Origin of the sequence: Streptomyces sp. NPDC051636 (assembly GCF_044453765.1) — a bacterium.
Classification (GTDB): Bacteria; Actinomycetota; Actinomycetes; order Streptomycetales; family Streptomycetaceae; genus Streptomyces.
This window is the reverse complement of record NZ_JBITDA010000006.1, coordinates 126,288-145,156: the sequence shown is the minus strand read 5'-3', so window position 1 is coordinate 145,156 and position 18,869 is coordinate 126,288. Positions and strand designations below refer to the sequence as shown.

19 protein-coding genes and 1 riboswitch are annotated in these 18,869 nt (G+C 70.8%); of the genes, 12 read left to right on the top strand and 7 right to left on the bottom strand.

The features are described 5' to 3' along the window. The first annotated feature begins 278 nt into the window (after positions 1-278). Complete coding sequence (whiG, locus tag ACIBBH_RS14090; protein WP_399404505.1) at positions 279-1,121, top strand: RNA polymerase sigma factor WhiG; 843 nt, start codon at positions 279-281, stop codon at positions 1,119-1,121. 88 nt (positions 1,122-1,209) lie between these two features. Continuing rightward, positions 1,210-1,767 (top strand): TetR/AcrR family transcriptional regulator, encoded by a 558-nt coding sequence (locus tag ACIBBH_RS14085; RefSeq protein WP_399404662.1) that lies wholly within the window; start codon positions 1,210-1,212, stop codon positions 1,765-1,767. A gap of 105 nt (positions 1,768-1,872) precedes the next feature. Here the strand turns inward: ACIBBH_RS14085 and ACIBBH_RS14080 are convergent, their stop codons facing one another. Continuing rightward, positions 1,873-2,442: a peptidoglycan DD-metalloendopeptidase family protein gene (locus ACIBBH_RS14080; RefSeq protein ID WP_399404504.1), complete on the bottom strand. Its 570-nt coding sequence runs from the start codon at positions 2,440-2,442 to the stop codon at positions 1,873-1,875. 283 nt (positions 2,443-2,725) lie between these two features. On the opposite strand from ACIBBH_RS14080, the gene rpsB reads away from it, so the two are divergent. The 6 genes from rpsB (at position 2,726) to ACIBBH_RS14050 (ending at position 8,186) form a co-directional block, all read left to right on the top strand. Continuing rightward, entirely contained in the window at positions 2,726-3,631 is a 906-nt protein-coding gene (gene rpsB / locus ACIBBH_RS14075) for a 30S ribosomal protein S2 (protein WP_399404503.1), read from the top strand. A 156-nt stretch (positions 3,632-3,787) separates the two neighbouring features. Next, a complete protein-coding gene (gene tsf, locus ACIBBH_RS14070) occupies positions 3,788-4,624 on the top strand; it encodes a translation elongation factor Ts (protein ID WP_399404502.1) in 837 nt (278 codons plus the stop codon). A gap of 192 nt (positions 4,625-4,816) precedes the next feature. Beyond that, positions 4,817-5,575 carry a UMP kinase gene (gene pyrH / locus ACIBBH_RS14065; protein WP_399404501.1) on the top strand — a complete coding sequence of 253 codons (759 nt, stop codon included), beginning with the start codon at positions 4,817-4,819 and terminating at the stop codon, positions 5,573-5,575. Between the two features lie 140 nt (positions 5,576-5,715). After that, positions 5,716-6,273, top strand: coding sequence for a ribosome recycling factor (gene frr, locus ACIBBH_RS14060; RefSeq protein WP_014675285.1), 558 nt, complete (start codon positions 5,716-5,718; stop codon positions 6,271-6,273). Continuing rightward, positions 6,273-7,442, top strand: coding sequence for a phosphatidate cytidylyltransferase (locus tag ACIBBH_RS14055; RefSeq protein WP_399404500.1), 1,170 nt, complete (start codon positions 6,273-6,275; stop codon positions 7,440-7,442). The genes frr and ACIBBH_RS14055 overlap by 1 nt, the downstream gene beginning before the upstream one ends. A 270-nt stretch (positions 7,443-7,712) precedes the next feature. Then, positions 7,713-8,186 carry a hypothetical protein gene (locus ACIBBH_RS14050; protein ID WP_399404499.1) on the top strand — a complete coding sequence of 158 codons (474 nt, stop codon included), beginning with the start codon at positions 7,713-7,715 and terminating at the stop codon, positions 8,184-8,186. A 431-nt stretch (positions 8,187-8,617) separates the two neighbouring features. Here ACIBBH_RS14050 and ACIBBH_RS14045 read toward each other — a convergent pair whose 3' ends face one another. Then, the gene (locus ACIBBH_RS14045; protein ID WP_399404498.1) at positions 8,618-8,803 is read right to left on the bottom strand and encodes a hypothetical protein; all 186 of its coding nucleotides are present in this window, start codon (positions 8,801-8,803) and stop codon (positions 8,618-8,620) included. A gap of 207 nt (positions 8,804-9,010) precedes the next feature. Between ACIBBH_RS14045 and rlmN the strand changes: the two genes are divergently transcribed. The 4 genes from rlmN to ACIBBH_RS14025 all read left to right on the top strand — a co-directional run bounded on the left by rlmN (position 9,011) and on the right by ACIBBH_RS14025 (position 14,110). Then, complete coding sequence (gene rlmN, locus ACIBBH_RS14040) at positions 9,011-10,117, top strand: 23S rRNA (adenine(2503)-C(2))-methyltransferase RlmN (protein WP_399404497.1); 1,107 nt, start codon at positions 9,011-9,013, stop codon at positions 10,115-10,117. 42 nt (positions 10,118-10,159) lie between these two features. After that, a riboswitch (TPP riboswitch) is annotated at positions 10,160-10,267 on the top strand. A gap of 80 nt (positions 10,268-10,347) precedes the next feature. Beyond that, a complete protein-coding gene (locus tag ACIBBH_RS14035) occupies positions 10,348-11,430 on the top strand; it encodes a thiamine ABC transporter substrate binding subunit (protein WP_399404496.1) in 1,083 nt (360 codons plus the stop codon). Between the two features lie 56 nt (positions 11,431-11,486). Continuing rightward, on the top strand, positions 11,487-13,088 hold the full coding sequence (locus ACIBBH_RS14030) for an ABC transporter permease (RefSeq protein ID WP_399404495.1): 1,602 nt from the start codon (positions 11,487-11,489) through the stop codon (positions 13,086-13,088). After that, positions 13,088-14,110, top strand: coding sequence for an ABC transporter ATP-binding protein (locus tag ACIBBH_RS14025; RefSeq protein ID WP_399404494.1), 1,023 nt, complete (start codon positions 13,088-13,090; stop codon positions 14,108-14,110). The genes ACIBBH_RS14030 and ACIBBH_RS14025 overlap by 1 nt, the downstream gene beginning before the upstream one ends. A 74-nt stretch (positions 14,111-14,184) precedes the next feature. Here the strand turns inward: ACIBBH_RS14025 and ACIBBH_RS14020 are convergent, their stop codons facing one another. The 5 genes from ACIBBH_RS14020 to ACIBBH_RS14000 all read right to left on the bottom strand — a co-directional run bounded on the left by ACIBBH_RS14020 (position 14,185) and on the right by ACIBBH_RS14000 (position 18,805). After that, entirely contained in the window at positions 14,185-14,892 is a 708-nt protein-coding gene (locus tag ACIBBH_RS14020; protein ID WP_399404493.1) for an LAETG motif-containing sortase-dependent surface protein, read from the bottom strand. Between the two features lie 116 nt (positions 14,893-15,008). Next, positions 15,009-16,133, bottom strand: coding sequence for an LOG family protein (locus ACIBBH_RS14015; RefSeq protein WP_399404492.1), 1,125 nt, complete (start codon positions 16,131-16,133; stop codon positions 15,009-15,011). Between the two features lie 36 nt (positions 16,134-16,169). After that, entirely contained in the window at positions 16,170-16,577 is a 408-nt protein-coding gene (locus ACIBBH_RS14010) for a VOC family protein (RefSeq protein WP_399404491.1), read from the bottom strand. Positions 16,578-16,667: 90 nt separating this feature from the next. Continuing rightward, positions 16,668-18,083 carry a hypothetical protein gene (locus ACIBBH_RS14005; RefSeq protein ID WP_399404490.1) on the bottom strand — a complete coding sequence of 472 codons (1,416 nt, stop codon included), beginning with the start codon at positions 18,081-18,083 and terminating at the stop codon, positions 16,668-16,670. Further along, the gene (locus ACIBBH_RS14000; RefSeq protein WP_399404489.1) at positions 18,065-18,805 is read right to left on the bottom strand and encodes an ABC transporter ATP-binding protein; all 741 of its coding nucleotides are present in this window, start codon (positions 18,803-18,805) and stop codon (positions 18,065-18,067) included. Before ACIBBH_RS14000 ends, ACIBBH_RS14005 begins: the two co-directional genes overlap by 19 nt. Between the last annotated feature and the right edge of the window lie 64 nt (positions 18,806-18,869).

Here is an 18,869-nt window from a genome sequence, read left to right as displayed (position 1 = left end):
TTTTCCCGGAGTTGGCACGCCCGGTCGGTCACGCAGGGCGACGCGCGGGGCCCGCCGGGTCGCGTCGCGGGTGGCTTCCCCGCAGGGGTGAGGCTCGCTGTTCGCACACCGCGACTCCTCAGTCACGCTACGCTCACGAGGACCCCGACACGAACCGCGGCAACTCCACACCAGACCGACAGCTCACCCAGGCACACCTCTTCGGCCCACTCCTTCTCAGTTCACGGCACTTCACGGCACTTCACGGCACTTCACGGCAGAACGGCACAAGGCGACGAATGCCCCAGCACACCTCCGGGTCCGACCGGGCGGCGATCCCCCCAGCCGCCCGCGACGGTGGCAGCGTGCGGCCGCCCGCTCCCTCGACGCTCGACGAGCTGTGGCGGTCCTACAAGGCGACGGGGGACGAGCGGCTGCGGGAGCAGCTGATCCTGCACTACTCGCCGCTGGTGAAATACGTGGCGGGACGGGTGAGCGTCGGTCTGCCGCCCAACGTGGAGCAGGCCGACTTCGTGTCCTCGGGGGTCTTCGGGCTCATCGACGCGATCGAGAAGTTCGACATCGACCGGGAGATCAAGTTCGAGACGTACGCGATCACCCGGATCCGTGGCGCCATGATCGACGAGCTCCGGGCGCTGGACTGGATCCCCCGGTCGGTGCGGCAGAAGGCACGGAACGTCGAGCGGGCGTACGCCACGCTGGAGGCGCGGCTCAGACGTACCCCCTCGGAGGCCGAGGTGGCCGCCGAGCTGGGCATCGAGGTGGAGGAACTCCACGCCGTCTTCAGCCAGTTGTCGCTGGCCAACGTGGTGGCACTGGAGGAGATGCTGCACGCCGGCGGCGAGGGCGGCGAACGGCTGAGCCTGATGGACACCCTGGAGGACACCGCCGCGGACAATCCGGTGGAGGTGGCCGAGGACCGGGAGCTCAGGCGGTTCCTGGCGCGGGCGATCAACACACTGCCGGAGCGGGAGAAGACCGTGGTGACGCTCTACTACTACGAAGGCCTCACGCTCGCCGAGATCGGCAACGTGCTCGGGGTCACCGAGAGCCGGGTCAGCCAGATCCACACCAAGTCGGTGCTGCAGCTGCGGGCGAAGCTGGCGAGTTTCGGACGCTGACGGAGTGACGGCGGGGGAGTGAAGATGCTCCCGTCCGCGGGGGCTCGTCCGTAAAGTGGTTGACGTGCCAAGGATTCGAGCGGCCTCCGTGGCCGAGCACCGGTCGATGCAGCGAGCCGCCCTGCTGGACGCGGCACGGTCCCTGCTGTCCGAGGGCGGGACGGAGGCGCTGACCTTCCCGGCCCTCGCCGAGCGGACGGGTCTCGCACGGTCGTCCGTGTACGAGTACTTCCGGTCGCGGGCCGCGGTGGTCGAGGAGCTGTGCGAGGTCGACTTCCCGGTGTGGGCGGCGGAAGTGTCGGCGGCGATGGACCGCGCGGACACACCCGAGGGCAAGGTCGAGGCGTATGTGCGGCAGCAGCTGGCCCTGGTCGGGGACCGGCGGCACCGGGCCGTCGTCGCGATCTCGGCGAGTGAGCTGGACGCGGGGACCCGGGAGAAGATCCGTGCCGCGCACGGGGGGCTCGTCGCGATGATCGTCGAGGCGCTCGGGGAGCTGGGGCACCAGCAGCCCCGGCTGGCGGCGATGCTGCTCCAGGGGGTGGTGGATGCGGCGGTTCGGCGTATTGAGCTGGGTGCCGCCGAGGATCCTGCGGCGATCACCGATGCCGCGGTGAGCATGGCGCTGCGAGGTGTCCAGGGCTGATGCCCGCCGGCGGGCCCCAGCCGAGGTGTCCAGGGCTGATGCCCGCCGGCGGGCCCCAGGCCCTCAAGGCACCGGGGGAGGCACGACTGCCCGCAGGCAAGCGGCTCACGAAGGCAGCGGTACGCCCAGCACCGGAAGCAGTCTCGACGGGCCCCTGTGCAGGAGCCACGGTGGCAGGAGCGACAGCGGGTCCAGGTACGTCTCCCCTCTGAGCAGGCCCCAGTGGAGGCACCCGCCCCCGCAGTGCCCGCCCGTGGCCTGCGTCCTGCCCACCACCTCGCCCGCCTCCACCTCCTCCCCCTTCCTCACGGAGGGCGTCACCGGTTCGTACGTCGTTCGAAGGTCAGTGCCCTTCAGGTCCACGGACACCACCCCTCTGCCCGCCACCCGCCCCGCGAAGGAGACCCGGCCGGCCGCCACCGCCCGTACCGGAGTCCCGGGGGCCGCTGCCAGGTCCACGCCCCGGTGGCCGCGGCCGTAGACCGTCGCCGGGGGCTCCCAGCCCCGTACCACCGCAGGGCGTGTGCCCACCGGCCAGGTGCGGCCGATCGGCGGGACGGGTGTCTGCGGGGTCGGCGGAGGAGGGGCGTCCGCCCAGGCGAGGGAGGCCAGAACGGTCACCGCCACTCCCACCAGTATCCCCAGCCACACAGCCGTGCATCGTTTCGCTCGCATGCGGCAACCGTCCCGCACCCCCGCCGATCACGGCCGACATCTGTGGACAACTCCCGGGTTGTGGACAGCCACGTCACCCGGTGCCTCGCCGGTCCCGTACACTTCTTGTGGCGATCCGGGTCACCGGGTCGACTTCGCACGCCCCGATACGAGGCGCGGCCGGCGACGGTCCGTTCGTATCAGCGCCCCTCGGTCCTCATGTGGCAACGGCGCATCGCGGGCGTCAGGCGCGGGAGCCGTCCGGCATCCGCGGCACAACCGAGAAATTCAAGGAGATACGGCCATGGCCGTCGTCACGATGCGGGAGCTGCTGGAGAGCGGCGTCCACTTCGGTCACCAGACCCGCCGTTGGAACCCGAAGATGAAGCGCTTCATCTTCACCGAGCGCAACGGCATCTACATCATCGACCTGCTCCAGTCGCTGTCGTACATCGACCGCGCCTACGAGTTCGTCAAGGAGACCGTCGCCCACGGCGGCACGGTCATGTTCGTCGGCACGAAGAAGCAGGCGCAGGAGGCCATCGCCGAGCAGGCCACCCGCGTCGGCATGCCCTACGTCAACCAGCGCTGGCTGGGCGGCATGCTCACCAACTTCTCGACCGTCTACAAGCGTCTGCAGCGCCTGAAGGAGCTCGAGCAGATCGACTTCGAGGACGTGGCCGCCTCCGGCCTCACCAAGAAGGAGCTCCTGGTCCTCTCGCGTGAGAAGGCCAAGCTGGAGAAGACCCTCGGTGGTATCCGCGAGATGTCCAAGGTGCCCAGCGCCGTCTGGATCGTGGACACCAAGAAGGAGCACATCGCGGTCGGCGAGGCCCGCAAGCTCAACATCCCGGTCGTCGCCATCCTCGACACCAACTGCGACCCCGACGAGGTCGACTACAAGATCCCGGGCAACGACGACGCGATCCGCTCCGTCACCCTGCTCACCCGCGTGATCGCCGACGCCGTCGCCGAGGGCCTCATCGCCCGCTCCGGCGTCGCGACCGAGGGCAAGGGTGAGAAGGCCGCGGGCGAGCCGCTCGCCGAGTGGGAGCGCGACCTGCTCGAGGGTGAGAAGAAGGCGGACGAGGCTGAGAAGCCGGCCGCGGCCGCTGCCGAGGCGCCCGCCGCCGAGGCTCCCGCTGCCGAGGCTCCGGCTGCCGAGGCTCCCGCTGCCGAGGCTCCGGCCGCCGAGGGCGAGCAGGCCTGACCGTCCCGTCAGCGTTGACGGCGGGAGCGGTGACATGAAGTCCGTTCCCGCCGTTCACCCGTAGGTCAGCGGCGCGTCGGCGGCCCCCGGCTCACTGGGGGCGGTAGACCCCGTAGATCTTCGATCTTCCAGACTTCGAGAAAGATTCACAGACTCATGGCGAACTACACCGCCGCCGACGTCAAGAAGCTCCGTGAGCTCACCGGCGCCGGCATGATGGACTGCAAGAAGGCGCTGGACGAGGCCGAGGGCAACGTCGAGAAGGCCGTCGAGGCGCTGCGCATCAAGGGCCAGAAGGGCGTCGCCAAGCGCGAGGGCCGCTCCGCCGAGAACGGCGCCGTGGTCTCCATCATCGCCGACGACAACTCCTCCGGCGTCCTGGTCGAGCTGAAGTGCGAGACGGACTTCGTCGCCAAGGGTGACAAGTTCCAGGCCGTGGCCAACACCATCGCCGAGCACGTCGCCAAGACCTCCCCGGCCGACCTCGAGGCCCTGCTCGCCTCCGAGATCGAGCCCGGCAAGACCGTCCAGGCGTTCGTCGACGAGGCCAACGCCAACCTCGGCGAGAAGATCGTCCTGGACCGCTTCGCGCAGTTCTCCGACGGTTACGTCACCGCCTACATGCACCGCACGATGCCCGACCTGCCCCCGCAGATCGGTGTCCTCGTCGAGCTGGACAAGCCGAACGCCGAGGTCGCAAAGGGCGTCGCCCAGCACATCGCCGCCTTCGCGCCGAAGTACCTCTCCAAGGAGGACGTCCCGGCCGAGGTCGTCGAGTCCGAGCGCCGCATCGCCGAGGAGACCACCCGCGCCGAGGGCAAGCCCGAGGCCGCGATCGCCAAGATCGTCGAGGGTCGCCTGAACGGGTTCTTCAAGGACGCCACGCTGCTCGGCCAGCCGTACGCGCTGGACAACAAGAAGGCGGTCCAGAAGGTTCTGGACGAGGCCGGTGTCACCCTGAAGCGCTTCACGCGCATCAAGGTCGGCATCTGAGTCCGTACCGCGATCGGCGGGCGACCCCGATAGGGTCGACAGCAGTCGTCCGCGTACGCCGCCACAACCGGGCACGTGGCGGACGACAGCAGATCTGACGAGGAGGCCATTGCCGCGCATGGGAGCGAGAAGCGACCCCAACCGGCAGTGGCCTTCTTCGCATGTGCACCACGTAACAGAGGCGGGATCCCCATGACCACCAAGGCCCAGAAGAGCGACGACGGCAAAGTACGCGGCCGGTTTCTGCTGAAGCTGTCCGGAGAGGCCTTCGCCGGTGGCGGGGGCCTGGGCGTCGACCCCGACGTGGTGCACAAGATCGCCCGCGAGATCGCGGCCGTCGTGCGCGACGGCGCCGAGATCGCGGTCGTCATCGGCGGCGGCAACTTCTTCCGCGGCGCCGAACTCCAGCAGCGCGGCATGGACCGCGCCCGCTCGGACTACATGGGCATGCTCGGCACCGTGATGAACTGCCTCGCCCTCCAGGACTTCCTGGAGAAGGAAGGCATCGACAGCCGGGTCCAGACCGCCATCACCATGGGCCAGGTCGCCGAGCCGTACATCCCGCTGCGCGCCGTGCGCCACCTGGAGAAGGGCCGCGTGGTCATCTTCGGCGCCGGTATGGGCATGCCGTACTTCTCCACCGACACCACCGCCGCCCAGCGTGCCCTGGAGATCGACGCCGAGGCGCTGCTCATGGGCAAGAACGGCGTGGACGGGGTCTACGACTCCGACCCGAAGACCAACCCGGACGCCGTCAAGTTCGACTCCCTCGGCTACGGCGAGGTCATCACCCGCGACCTGAAGGTCGCCGACGCCACCGCGATCACCCTGTGCCGCGACAACAAGCTGCCGATCCTCGTGTTCGAGCTTCTGGCCGAGGGGAATATCGCGCGAGCCGTCAAGGGTGAGAAGATCGGCACGCTTGTGGGTGACCAGGGCGGCCGGGACTGACCGGACGGCCCCCGGACCCCGACCGGGGGATGGACAATGTCCTGCCGGTCGGGAACCGTGCAGGAAGAAGACGCGACGCAGCCGGCCGCCGCCGACAAGGAACCGCAGCCGGGCCTACTCAAGACACGCAGGAGCAAGTGGTGATCGAAGAGACCCTCCTCGAGGCCGAGGAGAAGATGGAGAAGGCCGTCGTGGTCGCCAAGGAGGACTTCGCCGCGATCCGCACCGGCCGTGCGCACCCGGCGATGTTCAACAAGATCGTGGCCGACTACTACGGCGCGCCGACGCCGATCAACCAGCTGGCTTCGTTCTCCGTGCCGGAGCCGCGCATGGCGGTCGTGACCCCGTTCGACAAGAGCGCGCTGCGCAACATCGAGCAGGCGATCCGCGACTCAGACCTGGGCGTCAACCCGAGCAACGACGGCAACATCATCCGCGTGGTGTTCCCCGAGCTCACCGAGGAGCGCCGCCGCGAGTACATCAAGGTCGCCAAGGGCAAGGGCGAGGACGCCAAGGTGTCCATCCGCTCCGTCCGCCGCAAGGCCAAGGACGCCATCGACAAGCTGATCAAGGACGGCGAGGTCGGCGAGGACGAGGGCCGCCGTGCGGAGAAGGAACTCGACGACACCACCGCCAAGTACGTCGCGCAGGTGGACGAGCTCCTCAAGCACAAGGAAGCGGAGCTGCTCGAGGTCTGATGAACGACTCTTCCTGGGGCGCTCCGCCACAAGCCGGGTCACAGGCCGGTTACTGGGGGCCCACCGACCAGGGACCTGTCCAGGGGGCTGCCCCGGCGGGTCCCGCGTACGATGCGCCTGAGGCGCAGCACACTCGCCCCATGCCCATCGTGCCCGACGTTCCCGCGTACGGCGGAGACCAGGATGACGACCGGGGGGCTGCTCGGCCGAGCGGCCCCTTGTTCCGCGACGAGACACCGCAGGACCGGTCCCCCGGGCCGTATGACATGCCGCAGACGTCGCCCCACGGGGCGGCGCCGCAGAATCCGGAGCCCATGCCCGACGCACCCCAGCCGGCGCCCGCGCCGCAGAAGAAGAGTGCGGGCCGGGACCTGAGCGCGGCCATAGGGGTCGGCGTCGGGCTCGGTGTGGTGATCGTCGCGTCCCTGTTCGTCGTCAAGGCCGTGTTCGTCGGCGTCATAGCGGTCGCCGTCGTCGTGGGCCTGTGGGAGCTGACCAGTCGGCTGCAGGAGCGCAAGGACATCAAGGCGCCCCTGGTCCCGCTGGCGCTCGGCGGTGCGGCGATGGTCGTCTCCGGGTACGTCCGGGGTGCCGAGGGCGCCTGGGTGGCGATGGCGCTGACCGCGCTGGCGACGCTGGTCTGGCGGATGACCGAACCGCCGGAGGGCTACCTCAAGGACGTCACGGCCGGCGTCTTCGCGGCCTTCTACGTCCCCTTCCTGGCCACGTTCGTCGCCATGATGCTCACCGCCGACGACGGCCCGTGGCGCGTCCTGACCTTCCTCCTGCTGACGGTGGTCAGCGACACCGGCGCGTACGCCGTCGGCTGGCGCTTCGGCAAGCACAAGCTCGCCCCGCGCATCAGCCCCGGCAAGACCCGCGAGGGACTGCTCGGCGCGGTGCTGTTCGCCATGGCCGCGGGCGCGCTGTGCATGCAGTTCCTGATCGACGACGGCAGCTGGTGGCAGGGCCTCCTGCTCGGCCTCGCGGTCGCCGCCAGCGCCACGCTCGGCGACCTCGGTGAGTCCATGATCAAGCGGGACCTGGGCATCAAGGACATGGGCACGCTGCTCCCGGGCCACGGCGGCATCATGGACCGGCTGGACTCGCTGCTGCCCACGGCTCCGGTGGTGTGGCTGCTGATGGTGATCTTCGTGGGATCCAGCTGACGACCACGCTGACGATTCCGCCCGGGCATCCCGAAACCACCCCTTGCGACCATATGATCACCGCGCCGTGATCCGTGTCCGGGAGGGGTGGGCGCATGTGGAGGCGTAGGCGTGCTGAACGCGAGCAGGAGGCGGTCGAGGCGCTCGCGGGGAGCCTGAGGTCCACGATCGAGTCCGCCGACGAGGCGCATCAGGGATTCCTGGAGATGCCGGGAGCAACTGGCGCGGGAATTCGCGGAGATCGCCGTACTCCTCGGCCACCGCGACGGGATGCCCGTCGACGCGATCCGCGGACAGACCGACGTGGCCGAGCGGATCCGCACGGACGTCGACGGGACGTCCCAGCAGTACGCCGAGACCCGGGCGCTGCTCGTCGGCAAGGACGAGAACGACCTCGACGAGATCATGCCGGTGCTCGAGGAACTCGTGGCTCAGGCCCAGGGCATGGCGGAGATCGGGGAGTCGTTCGCCGGCCTCAGCGAGTCGATGACGGACCTGCGGGAGAAGCCCCAACGCCTGCGCCAGGACCTGGTCCCCCTGCGCGAGCGGGTCCACGCCGCCTTCCATGCCGCCCAGGACGAGCTGACCGCGGCCGACGGCGCACCCGGCTGGTTCGGCTGGCAGGCGGACCTCGCCGGCCTCGGCGACCGGCTCACCGCCCTCGACGAGGGCCGGGTCGTCCCGACCCGGAGCGCAAGGTCACCGACCACTACTGCGAACTGGAGCGCGACACTGGTCACCTGACACCGCCCGCACGGCAGCTGGCTCGTGATCGACCTGATAAGGATGAGGCCAGACCTCAAAGCCTGCATCCACCAGGGGTGCCGTCCCAATCCGATGGACGGCACCCTGTCGGGCCTCGATCATGAAGCCTCCACCGACCAGGTCGGCTAACCTCGCTCATCGTGCCGCCTGTCTTTGAACGGCGTTTCCATGCCCCTGTAGGAATAGAGGATCGGCTGCAGGCTCGCCGGGCGAAGGGATGGGGGAGCGTGCCCCTCCCGTGCCCGTTCGAGCGGGAAATCACGGGGAACACCGGGCGACCACGGTACGGGGACATGCCGACGGCCCCCGACCGATCCACCAGGTCAGGGCCGTTCGCTCAGGCGGTGGGTGTGGGATTTGAACCCACGGTGGCTCGCGCCACGACGGTTTTCAAGATCGCGTCCATTGGGTCACGAGTAGAAGTTCGCCCAGTACTCCTCGTGACTCTTGGTGAAGTCAGCCGGACGTTCCCGTCGCAGCACCTCGTAGCGTGCGACGTAGGCGTCGAGGGCTTCATGCAGAGAGCAGCCGAGGTGATCACGTAGCGTCTTCAGCCCGAGGATGATCCGCCCTGCGACGATTGCGACGTCGGCCACGCCTGCATCCGTCTCGCTATCGCCAGGACCCATAGCGTGATCACACCCCACCTCCGCAGCCAGGTCAAGGCGTTGTCCCGCGCCCTCTCCGGGCCGTCTCCGGGCCGTCCGAGGTGAATCAGTGGCGACGGACGACGACCGCCGGCGACAGGTGTCCGGACCGGCAGCCGCAGGTCACCGAAGTCGATCTGCGACACTGGTACCACCATGCCCAAGCCCGGAGAACTCACTTTCGTCGCCCCCCGCGGAGCCAAGACGCCCCCGCGGCACCTCGCCGACCTCACGCCCGCCGAGCGCAAGGAAGCCGTCGCCGCGGCCGGTGAGAAGCCGTTTCGCGCCAAGCAGCTCTCGCAGCACTACTTCGCGCGGTACGCGCACGAACCGGAGCAGTGGACCGACATCCCCGCCGGTTCGCGGGCCAAGCTGCGGGAGGCGCTGTTCCCGGAGCTGATGACGGTCGTGCGGCATCTGTCGACCGACGAGGGGACCACCCGCAAGACGCTGTGGCGGTTGTTCGACGGGACGCTCGTCGAGTCGGTGCTGATGCGGTATCCGGACCGGGTGACGATGTGCATCAGCTCGCAGGCGGGGTGCGGGATGAACTGCCCGTTCTGCGCGACCGGGCAGGCCGGTCTGGACCGGAACCTGTCCACCGCGGAGATCGTGCACCAGATCGTGGACGGCATGCGGGCCCTGCGGGACGGCGAGGTCCCCGGCGGGCCGGCGCGGCTGTCCAACATCGTCTTCATGGGCATGGGCGAGCCCCTCGCCAACTACAAGCGGGTCGTCGGCGCCATCCGCGCCCTGACCGACCCGGAGCCGGACGGGCTCGGGTTGTCGCAGCGCGGGATCACCGTGTCCACCGTCGGGCTCGTCCCGGCGATCCACCGGTTCGCCGACGAGGGCTTCAAGTGCCGCCTCGCCATCTCGCTGCACGCGCCCGACGACGAGCTGCGCGACACCCTGGTGCCGGTGAACACGCGCTGGAAGGTGCGCGAGGTGCTGGACGCCGGGTTCGAGTACACCGCGAGGTCCGGCCGGCGGCTGTCCATCGAGTACGCGCTGATCCGGGACATCAACGACCAGGCCTGGCGCGGCGACCGGCTCGGGCGGCTGCTCAAGGGAAGGCCCGTGCACGTCAACCTCATCCCGCTGAACCCGACGCCGGGGTCGAAGTGGACCGCCTCCCGGCCGGAGGACGAGAAGGCCTTCGTCGAGGCGATCGCCGCCCACGGCGTGCCCGTCACCATCCGGGACACCCGCGGGCAGGAGATCGACGGAGCCTGTGGTCAGCTGGCGGCCACCGAGCGGTAGTCTGAGCCCGTCAGTACAACTTCATACAAGCCATGCATCTGCACATTCCGACAGGGGAGCGCCACAGCGCTGAGAGTGCGGCACCAAGGCCGCAGACCCTCTGAACCTCGCCCAGGTCATTCTGGGTAGGAAGTTCGGTCATCACTCGAGCTGTTGCGCCCTGCCCGGGATTCCGCGAAAGGTCTCCCGGGCAGGGCCGCGTCTCTTCCTGGTCATCCCAGGAGGAATCTGTGAACAACAAGACGTTCGTGGCCGCGGCGATCACGCTCGGCCTGGTCACGCTGTCCGCGTGCGGGTCGACCCACGCGAAGGACTCGACGGACTCGGCGGACTCCAAGACCGTCACCCTTGTCAGCCACGACTCGTGGGCCGTCTCGAAGAACGTGCTCAAGGACTTCGAGAAGTCCTCCGGCTACACGGTCAAGGTCCTCAAGGACGGCGACGCCGGCCAGGCCGTCAACAAGGCCATTCTGACCAAGGACAACCCGCAGGGCGACGTCTTCTTCGGCGTCGACAACACCCTGCTGTCCCGCGCCCTCGACAACGGGTTGTTCCAGTCGTACGAGGCCAAGGGCCTGGACACGGTCGGCGCCGCGTACCGGCTCGACAAGAGCGGGCACCGGGTCACCCCGGTCGACTACGGCGACATCTGCGTCAACTACGACAAGGCGTACTTCAGCAAGCACAGGCTGAACCCGCCGCAGTCCTTCGACGACCTGGTCAAGCCGGAGTACAAGAACCTCCTCGTCACCGAGAACGCCTCCACCTCCTCGCCCGGCCTGGGCTTCCTGCTCGGCACCGCGGCGAAGTACGGCGACGGCAGCTGGCAGGACTACTGGAAGAAGCTGAAGGCCAACGGAGTGAAGGTCGTCGACGGCTGGGAGCAGGCGTACGACGAGGAGTTCTCCGGGTCGGCCGGCGGCAAGAAGGCCAAGGGCGACCGCCCGCTCGTCGTGTCGTACGCCTCCTCGCCGCCCGCCGAGGTCGTCTTCGCCGACCCGAAGCCGAGCACGGCGCCCACCGGGGTCGCGTACGGCACCTGCTTCCGGCAGATCGAGTTCGCCGGGCTGCTGAGCAACGCGGGGAACACCAAGGGCGGCAAGGCGTTCATCGACTTCCTCGTCTCCAAGGAGTTCCAGGAGGACATGCCGCTCAACATGTTCGTCTACCCGGTGGTCCAGGGCGCGAAGGTGCCCGCCGAGTTCACCGAGTACGGGCCGGCCGCCAAGGACCCCGAGACCATGGCCCCCGACAGGATCGCCGCCAATCGTGATCAGTGGGTCAAGTCGTGGACGTCGCTCGTACTGAAGTAGCCCCCCGCAAGGGCGGTACGAGAAGCCGTACGGGAAACGCGGCGCGGCTCGCCCTGATGGCCGGGCCCGTCGCGTTCTTCGCCGTCTTCTTCGCCTACCCCGTCGCCGCGATCGTGGCCCGGGGACTGAAGGCCGGCGGCGCCTGGCGGTTCGGGCGGGTCTGGGACGTGCTCGCCCAGTCCGACATCCGGCATGTCCTGTGGTTCACCACCTGGCAGGCCCTCGCCTCCACCGCGCTCACCCTGCTCGTCGCGCTGCCCGGCGCGTACGTCTTCGCCCGCCTCGACTTCCCCGGCAAGCAGGTCCTGAGGGCGGTGGTCACGGTGCCCTTCGTACTGCCCACGGTCGTCGTCGGCACGGCGTTCCTGGCGCTGGTGGGGCGCGGCGGGCTGCTCGACGAGCTGTGGGGCGTACGGCTGGACACCACCGTGTGGGCGATCCTGCTCGCGCACGTCTTCTTCAACTACGCGGTCGTCGTACGGACGGTGGGCGGGCTGTGGGGGCAGCTCGACCCGCGCCAGGAGGAGGCCGCGCGGATGCTCGGCGCCTCGCCGGCGAGAGCCTGGTGCAGGGTCACGCTCCCGGCGCTCGCGCCCGCCGTGGCCGCCGCGGCGCTGATGGTCTTCCTGTTCACCTTCACCTCCTTCGGTGTGGTGCAGATCCTCGGCGGTCCCACCTTCGCCACGCTCGAGGTCGAGATATACCGGCAGACCTCCGAGATCTTCGACCTGTCCACGGCGGCCGTCCTCACACTGGTGCAGTTCGCCGCGGTCGGCGCGATCCTCGCCGTGCACGCCTGGACGGTACGGCACCGGGAGACGGCCCTGCGGCTGGTGGACGCCTCCGTGACCGCGCGCCGGCCGCGCGGGGCGGGGCAGTGGGCGCTGCTGGCCGGTGTCCTCGCCACCGTCGCCGTCCTGCTCGTGCTGCCGCTCGCCGTGCTGGTGCGGCGGTCGCTGGACGCGCCGGGCTTCGGCTACTACCGGGCGCTGACCAGCGAGGAAGGCGGCATGTTCCTGGTGGCGCCGATCCAGGCGATCACCAACTCCCTGCAGTACGCCGTCGCCGCCACCGCCATCGCCGTCACCGTCGGCGCTCTCGCCGCCGCGGCGCTCGCCCGCCGGGACGCGGGCCGGATCGTGCGCGGGTTCGACGCGCTGCTGATGCTGCCGCTGGGGGTGTCCGCGGTGACCGTCGGCTTCGGATTCCTGATCGCGCTCGACGAGCCGCCGCTGGACCTCAGGCAGTCCTGGATCCTGATCCCGCTCGCGCAGGCGCTGGTCGGCGCCCCCTTCGTCGTACGGACCATGCTGCCGGTGCTGCGGGCCGTGGACGGGCGGCTGAGGGAGGCGGCGGCCGTGCTCGGGGCGTCGCCGTGGCGGGTGTGGCGGGAGGTCGACCTGCCGCTGGTGCGGCGGGCGCTGCTGATCGCGGCCGGGTTCGCCTTCGCGGTGTCGCTCGGGGAGTTCGGGGCGACCGTGTTCATCGCGCGGCCCGACAACCCGACGCTGCCGGTCGCCGTCGCCCGGCTCCTCGGCCGGCCCGGCGACCTCAACTACGGCCAGGCGATGGCCCTTTCCACGATTCTGATGGTGGTGTGCGCGGCGGCGCTGCTCGTTCTCGAGCGCCTGCGCGTCGACCGGACCGGGGAGTTCTGATGCTGCTGAGCCTTCAGGGCGCGACCGTGCGCTTCGGCGGACGGGCGGTGCTCGACGCCGTCGACCTGGAGGTCGCCGAGCACGAGGTCGTGTGCGTGCTCGGGCCCAGCGGCAGCGGCAAGTCGACGCTGCTGAGGGTGGTGGCCGGGCTGCAACCCCTGGATGGCGGGCGGGTGTTGCTCGAAGGACGCGACCAGCGGGGCGTGCCCGCGCACCGGCGCGGGGTGGGGCTGATGTTCCAGGACCACCAGCTCTTCCCGCAACGGGACGTGCGCGGCAACGTGGCCTTCGGGCTGCGGATGCACGGGGCGTCCAGGGGGCGACAGGACGCCCGGGTACGGGAGTTGCTGGACCTGGTCGGTCTGCCGGGCGCCGCCCGCCGGGCTGTTGCCGCGCTGTCCGGCGGTGAGCAGCAGCGCGTCGCCCTGGCCCGGGCCCTCGCGCCCCGGCCCCGGCTGCTGATGCTGGACGAGCCGCTCGGGCAGCTCGACCGCTCGCTGCGGGAGCGGCTGGTGGTCGAACTGCGGGAGCTGTTCGGCCGTTTGGGGACCACCGTGCTCGCCGTGACGCACGACCAGGGCGAGGCCTTCGCGCTGGCCGACCGGGTGGTGGTGATGCGGGACGGGCGGATCGCCCAGTCGGGGACGCCTCTGGAGGTCTGGCAGCGGCCGGCCGACGAGTTCGTGGCCCGCTTCCTCGGCTTCGACAACGTGGTCGGGGCGACGGTCGCCGATGCGGCGGCGGACACGCCGTGGGGCAAGCTGCCGGTGCCCGAGGAAGCGCCGCAGGGGACGCGCACGCTGCTCGTCCGGCCCGCCGGCGTCCGGCTCGTCCCGGCCGACGAGGGCCTGCGCTGCAGGGTGACCGCCCGCACCTTCAGGGGCACCCATGTCGCCGTCCACCTCCAGCCCGAGGACGCCCCACGCCTGGAAGCGGCCTGCGCGCTCAGGGAGGCGCCGGAGGTCGGCGGCGAGGTCGGCGTGGAGTTCGACGCGGCCGAGATCGTCGTACTCGGCGAGTAGCCGCCTTGCCTGAACGGCCGTGGCCCGCCCCCGGGATACCGGAGCGGGCCACGGCGGCGTACGCAAGTGAGGCGTCAACGACCGCTGTTCGCCCCGCGGCGGCGCATGCCGTAGAACACGGCGCCACCACCGACGACGACCAGGGCGGCCGCGATGCCGACGATCAGACCGGTGTTGGAGTTCGCACCGGTCTCGGCGAGGTTCGAGTCACCGGCCGCCGGGGACGGCGCGTTGCTCGAGGTGTCCGCCGGGGCGGTGCTGGTGCTCTCCGGGGCCGAGGGGGCCGGGGTCGCGGACTCGGCCGGGGCCGAGGCGGTCTCCGACGGCGACGGGGTCTGCGTGGCGGTGGGCGTCGGGACCGGGGTCGCGGACTCCTCGGTCTTGCAGGCCGTCGACGGGGTGGTCAGGTTGGGCGTGATGTCCTTGTCGACCTGGTTGCCGGCCTTGACGTGCACGCGGTACGTCGCGTTCGGCTTCCAGTCCTCCGCGAAGGTGACCGTGGTGCCTTCGCGGGATCCCTTGATGTTCTGCGGCTTGCCGACCCGCTTGGCGTCGGCACCGTTGTTCTCCAGGAACACGGTGATGACGGCCGGGGTGCCGGAGGCGTCCTTGTCGGTGACGACGATGACGCCCTTGCTGCCGTCACACGTGGCTTCGGCGGAGAACTCACTGATGTCGCAGGCGAGCGCGGTGCCCGCGACACCCAGCGTCAGTGCGGCGGAAGCGGAGGCGACACCCAGGACGCGCAGGGAACGGCGTGCACTGCGGCGAGTTTTGGACACGTTTGTCCTTTACAAGAGCTGAGCTGCGGGGGGTTCAGGAGGCTCACAGGTTTATAAGCGTTCCATAAGAAGTGTCAATGCATATCAGGCCCACGCGTGTTGGCTTTGCCCGCTTATTAACCGGCGAGACGTTTCAGCGCCTCCGGAGCCTGCTCGATCCGGTCAACCAGGGCTATTCGGGACTCCATCGGCCGTTCCCGGGCGAGCGCCCGCAACAGCGGCCACACCGGCAGCCGTTCCGTCCAGTGCGCCCGGTCCACGAGCACCATCGGCGTGGGCTCACCCCGCGACTCGTAGTAGTTCGGGGTCGCGTTGTCGAAGACCTCCTGTACGGTCCCGGCGGCGCCCGGCAGGAAGACCACGCCCGCGGTGGAGCGGGCCAGCAGGCCGTCCTCGCGGGTGGCGTTGGCGAAGTACTTGGCGATGTGCGCGGCGAAGGCGTTCGGCGGCTCGTGACCGTAGAACCAGGTCGGGATGCCCACCGATGCGCCGCCGCCCGGCCAGCGGTCGCGCACCTCGAAGGCGGCGCGGGCCCAGTCCGTGACGGACGGCCGGAACGAGGGTGCCTTGGCGAGCAGGAGCAGCGACTCCTCCAGCATGGCGTCGTCGAACGGGGCCGCGTACGCACCGAGGTTGGCCGCCTCCATGGCCCCCGGCCCGCCACCGGTGGCCACCGTGAACCCGGCGCGCGCCAGCTCGCGGCCCAGGCGTGCGGCACCGGCGTACGCGTCCGTGCCGCGCGCCATCGCGTGGCCGCCCATGACGCCCACCACCCGTGCGCCGGCGAGGAGTTCGTCGAGCGCGTCGGAGACGGCGTCGTCGTGGACGGCGCGCAGCATGGACGAGAAGACGTCTCCGTCGGCCTTGGTCCGCTGGAACCAGGCGTACGCCCGGGCGTCCGGTGTCGCCTCGTACCCCTCGTCGAGCGACTCGAACAGCTCCTCGGGGGTGTAGACGAAGCCCCGGTACGGGTCGAAGGGCAGTCCAGGGACGGGCGGGAAGACCAGCGCTCCCGCGGCGCGCACGCGGGCGGCGGCCTCGGGGTCCATCGGGCAGCCGAGGAAGACGGCGTCCGAGGTGTCGAGGGACAGCAGCGCACTTGTACGACCCGTCAGGTCGACGGCCTGTACGCGGAACCGGGCGAGCGTGCCGTGCTCGGCGACGACCTCGTCGAACTCGGCGAGCGACTCGATCTCACGGTCGTGGGCGGCGCGGTGGGGCTGGGCGGGTGTCGGATGCACCCGCCCATGCTGACACAGGCGTTCACCCGAACGGGCTCATCCCTGGATCGCCGCCGGGTCCATCCACATGATCTCCCAGGTGTGGCCGTCGAGGTCGTCGAAGGCGCGGCCGTACATGAAACCGTGGTCCTGGGTCCTGCCGGTGTCCGTGCCGCCGGCCGCGGTCGCCCGGTCCACCAGCTCGTCGACCTTCTCGCGGCTCTCGGCGCTCAGACAGACCAGCACCTCGCTGGTCTTCGCGGCGTCGGCGATCTCCTTGTCGGTGAAGGTCGCGTAGAACGGCTTGGTGAGCAGCATCGCCACGATGGTGTCGCTGATCACGACGGAGGCCGCGTTCTCGTCGCTGAACTGCGGGTTGATCGTGTAGCCCAGCTCCGTGAAGAACTTCTTCGAGGCGTCGAGGTCGTTCACGGGCAGGTTCACGAAGATCATCTGCTGGTACATGCCGGTCTCCCGTCGGGTGCGGTGCGTTGCGTTGTTACGGGGGATAGACCGGTGGCCGCCGGAGAACTCATCGGCGGCCGGAGATTTTTTTCAGCGGCCCAGGGGGAGCGCGGCGAGGTCGGCGACCACCAGGGTGAGCGGGCCGAACAGGACGAGCAGGGCGCCCGCGCGCAGGGCCGCCGCGCCGCGCAGCACCGCGGCCGGGGCGCCCAGGCGGAGCAGCGCGGCTGTGGTGTCGGCGCGGGACTGTCTGGCCTCCGCGGCCGCCGTGAGGAGGGTGGCCACCGTGCAGCCGGCGACCAGGAGGGCGCCGAGGGTGGTCAGCGGGCCGAAGGACGGGGCGCCGCCGTCGTACGGCGCCGTCATCGCGTACCCGCCCGACGCGACCGCGCAGACCACTCCGAGGGGGCGGCCGATGCGGGTGGCTTCCGCCATCAGGACGCGGCCGGCGAGGAGCCTGAGCGCGCCGGGGCGGGCCGTCTGCAGCAGGCGGCCGCAGAGGTGGGTGAGGCCGGGGGCGGCGAGGATCAGGCCCAGGGCGGTGAGGGTCCAGCCGGCGAGTACACCCGCGGGGCCCTCCGGGAGGGTGGCGGGGGCGGAAGGGCCGGCGTAGGACTCCACGGCGAGGCCCCCGGCCAGCACCGCGATACCCCAGGGGAGGCCGGCCGGGGCGTTGTGCGGGTCGGTGAGAGCATCGGCGCAGTGGGCGTCCGGGGTCGGTGCCTCGGCGTTGGTCACCTGGTCCGGCGTTCGCCGGGTGCCGTCCGCTGGAGCCGGGGCGGGGGTCGCGCGGCCCGGCGCTGACGGGGTGCCGCCCTTCTGTGGGACGCGCGCCGCCCCAGCGGCACGACTGGCCGCGGGCTGCGGCGACACGCCGAACCGCACGTGTGCGCCGAACCGGCCGTACGCCCCGAAGGTCTCCCGTGCCCCCGCCCTCCCGTACGCCCCGAAGCGCCCGTACGCACGAGGCGCACCGGGGTTCGAGGGGCGGATGTCCCGGGGCCGCAGGACCAGGGCCGCCGCCGTCGTGGCGGTGGTCGGGACCACGGCCAGGAGGGTGAGGGTGGCCGGGACGGGGAGGGGCTGGTCCGCGGCGAGGAAGCCGGCGGCGGCGCCGTCGAAGGGCAGGCCCGTGAGGTCGCCCCGCAGGTGGAGGAAGACGAGCAGCGCCACCATCGAGCCGACCGTGCAGGACAGGGCCGTCGTCAGGGCCGAGACGGCCATCAGGCGGGCCGGACCCAGGCCCAGCGCGGAGAGACCCGGGCGGGGTTTCGTGCCGGGGTCCGTGCGGGCGACGGCCACCGCGAGGTGGACCGTGGCCGCCAGCGGGATCACGCACCGGGCCAGGCGCAGCAGGAGGGAGGCGGGCGGGGCCTCCGGGTGGCCCAGCGCGTAGCCGAGGGTGCACAGCAGGAGGAAGCCCGTGCCCGCCGCGGCCGTCGCCACCAGGAGACGGCGCAGCTGGACGGCGGGGTGGGCCAGGCGGGTCAGGCGGAGAGCGAGCACGCGGCCCGGCCTTCCGCCTCGGGGGCCTCGGGAAGGTGCACGGTGTTGACGCGCCGCCCGTCCAGCAGCGCCACCGTACGGTCGGCGAGGGCCGCGGTCTCCGCGTCGTGGGTGGCCAGCACCACGGTGATCCCGTGCGAACGTGCCGCCGTCGTCAGCGTGCGCAGGACATGGGCGCGGTCCGCGCGGTGCAGCGGAGCGGTCGGCTCGTCGGCGAAGAGGACCGTCGGTGCGGGGGCCAGGGCCCGGGCGATCGAGACGCGCTGGCGTTCGGCCTGCACCAGCTCGTGCGGGCGCTTGCGGGACTTGTCGCCGACGTCGAGGCGCTCCAGCCACTCCAGGGCGGCCACCTTGGCCCGGCGGCGGCTGGTGCCGCGCAGCATCAGGGGAAGGGCGGTGTTCTCCCAGACGGTCAGCTCGGGGACCAGCGCCGGTGCCGGGTCGATCCAGCCGAAGCGGTCCCGGCGCAGGCGTTCGCGGCGGAGGGGGCCCATGGTGTGCACGGGCGCGCTGTTGAACCAGACCTCCCCGTGCTGCGCCGGCACCAGGCCGGACAGACAGCGCAGCAGGGTCGTCTTGCCGCTGCCGCGCGGCCCGCTGACGGCGAGGATCTCGCCCTCCCGGACACCGAGCGAGACGCCGGCCAGCGCCGGCGAGCCGTCGGGGTGCCGGAAGTGCAGGGAGCGTGCCCAGAGCACGTCGTTGTCCGGCGGAGCCTCCATGGGCGTACACCTCGGTTCTGATCCGTAATTCCCGTGCCAGGACCTGTCCGGCCGAGCATGCCGC